The following is a 3,180-nucleotide window of genomic DNA, read 5'->3' on the forward strand; positions in this document are numbered from 1 at the left end:
ACGTTGTAGGTGCGGGCACTGGAGCACGCGATCAGGTGGTAGTCCATGTTCGGGTCCAGCGAGTCGTCCAACTGGCCGACGGACTTCGACGCCCCGGGCAGCTTCGCCTGGCGCGACCACGCCTGGGTGGAGCGGTGGCAGGCATTGCGGGCGTTCTCGTCCAGCTTGCTGCGGTAGTTGGTCTCCGGGTAGTAGTCCCGGTCGCCCTCGGAGGCGCCCTCGCCGGAGGAGTAGGAGTCGCCCATCGCGACGACCGAGTTCTTCGGCTTGCCCGGCAGCGGCTGGAACGCCACCGCGCCCCAGGCGATGTCCTCGTCGGCCGTACCGTCATCGGTGACGTTCGAAAGCGTGACGATCGGCCGTCCCGTGAAGCGGAAGGCGCCCAGGCTCACCCAGCGGCCGGCGCGCTGCTGCACGGAGCGCTCCGGGCTGGAGCTGTCACTGTTCACGACGTGGTACTTGGCCTGCCTCGTCTGCGCACCCGTGTCGGGCAGATGCACCAGGACACGCGCCCAACCGAGATTCTCGCCGAGGGTCCAGACGCCGTTGATGGCCATCCGGCCGCCGTCACCGCCGAGGTGGTCCGCGTCGCGGGTGTGGGCGTACCAGTAGTGGCCGCCGTAGCCGCCGCCGATCTGGTGGAGGTCTTCCTTGCCTTCGTAGCGGCCGTCCTTGTCGGCGTTGAAGTGGAAGCCGAAGGATCCGGCGGATTTGATGGGGCCGCAGTCGGACCAGGTCGGTGTGCCGGCCGGTACCGAGGCGACGACCTTGGCTCCCTTGGGTGCGCCGTCGCACACCGGGGTGCCGTTTTTGAGGCGGTGGCCCTGCCCGGGCTCCGAGATCAGTGTCTGGTACTTGATGTTCTCGTGGCCGCAGCTCAGGGGGCAGTCGGACTTCCAGGTCACGTTGGGCTGGTTCCACCAGTACTGCTTGTAGCAGTCCTCGTTGGTGCACTTCGGCGGGGTGTTCGCGTCACAGCCGTTCTTGGTGTTGCAGAACGCGTCCAGGGGCGGGGAGACCATGCTGCGGTAGGCCTTCAGGGTCCACCACGCGGGCTGGAAGCCGGCCGAGGAGAACCCGGACTCGCCGGGCCAGTCCTGGTGGCCGTCGGTGCCGTAGGAGAAGCCGGTGTCGATGGACCAGGCGGCCCAGCCCATCACCTTCTCCTCGTAGGGCCAGTCCTGCGGGTGCGCCGCGTCCTTGTTGCCGTCCGGGCCGTCCACGTCGGTGTCCATGAACGGGTGGCCCCAGCTCTTCTTGTAGAGCGGGTTGGCGGGGTTGTTGTACCAGCCCAGACCCCAGTGGCCGGCGTTCTCGGGCGCGTCCGCGCGGGGGTTGAAGCCGAGGTTGTAGTTCCACACGGCGGTGAACCAGTTCTCCACCATGGCCGGGTCGTCGTTGTTGACGGTGACCGTCTGGCCCTCCCTGTGGACCTCGTTCCACTTGTCGGCCAGGATCGACATCGAGGCCGCGATGTTCGTGGCGTAGTCGATCGCGACGAGCTTCTGCAGGGCCGGTGACAGAGCGGTCTCCTTGTGACCGTTGTCGTCGGTCTTCTCGTGACCGGCCAGCCGCATACCGTCGGTGACCTGGCCGACGCCGTAACCGCAGTCGGACTTGTCCCAGTGGATCTGCCAGTACGCGTCCGGGTCGTCCTTGACCGCCTTGCGGCCGTAGTAACCGTCCATCGCGGCCAGCGGGTTGCCCATCTGGCCGGGGATCGACCCGTTCTCGGCCTGCCACAGGTTGGACTCCTGCGCCATGATGCCGAGCAGCACGTTCGCCGGGATACGCCCCTTGCCGTCACCACCCGCCAGCTTCGGCACCGGGAACAGGCCCTGCGGGTCGATGTCACCGAGACCCGCCTGGCTGCGGTAGCCGCCCTGCCGCAGGTACCGGGCACGCAACTGGCCGCGGACGGCCATGTCGGCGGCCCACTCGACCTGGTTCGGCGTCGGCTGCAACGCCTGCGCGTTCACATCGTTGCGGGAGACGGCACAGACGCGGTCGGTGTCACGCGGATCGAACTGCGTGTTCGGGTCCGCGACGCCCGCCAGCGAGGACCGCTTGGCCCTGGCACCGTGCCCGGGCAGCGCGGGCAGCGCCGGCGAGGGGTTCTTCCCGCCCGGCGCGGTCGTGTCGGCAACCGTCTGCTCGACCTTCCTGCCGGTGGCGGTGGCGGTGCTGGTGACCGTCACCGGCTGGTTCGCCGCCACGGTCTCGGGGGTCGGCGCGGGGTCGCCCTTCGAGCGGGGCTCGGCCCTGGAGAAGCCCTTGCCGGAGTTCTTGATGCGCGCGAGGCCCGCGCGGACGCCCGGCGTGAGAACCGGCTCGACCGCGAGCCGGCCCCGGGTGGAGATGTCCGTGTCGGCGGGGGCGTCGATCCGGGTGACCCCGGTGCCCTTCGTCCTCACGGCGCCCCTGGGACGACCGGTCAGGAACACCCGGCCCGCCTCGCCCGGCATCAGGTCCAGATCGCCCAGTCTCCCGGTGGCGACCCGGGCCGGCTCGCCGCGCCCGGACCAGACCTTCGCCTGCACGGTCTTGGTGTCCTTGCGGTCGACGAAGCCGATCCGGCCGTCCCGCGCGGGACGGATGTCGAAGGGGACACTGTCCCCGGTCGCGAGATCCTTCACCTTGCCGGCCCGGTCGATGTGCACCAGGTTGCGGCCCCGCGCGGCCACCGCTCCGTCCCTCACCGGCACGGCACTGGTGATCTCACCCTTCAGCGCCGTCCTGCCGAGCACCCGGCCCGCCGCGTTCACGGTCACCACACGAGTGCGGGTCCTGGCGGGGTCGTTCATGTCACGGAAGGCGGTGAACGCGGCCGTGTGCGTCTGCGTGTTGCAGGACGGATCGAAGTAGGCCAGCGACACCGTGAACGGCAGCTTCGTCACACGCCCGTCGACGGTGCCCACGATGGCCGCGAACGCGCCCCCCTGCATCAGGTCCGGCTTGTTCGTGAACGTCCGCGGAGCGTAGACGACCGCGACATGGTCGCGGTCCATCACACACTGGTTCCCGATCCACGAATCCGCCGTCAGCCCCGGTTCCGACAGCACCGCGGCCGTCTTCCACTCATAGGCCCGCCGGCTGTCAGCCACCATGATCTTCAGCCCGCCGGCATCGGCGGCCGCGGTCACCGCACGGTCCGAACTGCTCCTCCAGCCCTTGCCGAGC

1 protein-coding gene is annotated in these 3,180 nt (G+C 69.5%); it reads right to left on the reverse strand.

What is annotated here, in order from left to right:
- Positions 1 to 3,107: hypothetical protein (locus tag MXD57_RS31130; protein ID WP_250405564.1), on the reverse strand; the 3,107-nt coding region annotated here is incomplete at its 3' end.
- Between the last annotated feature and the right edge of the window lie 73 nt (positions 3,108 to 3,180).

Origin of the sequence: Streptomyces cellostaticus (assembly GCF_023630175.1) — a bacterium.
GTDB classification, from domain to species: Bacteria; Actinomycetota; Actinomycetes; order Streptomycetales; family Streptomycetaceae; genus Streptomyces; species Streptomyces cellostaticus_A.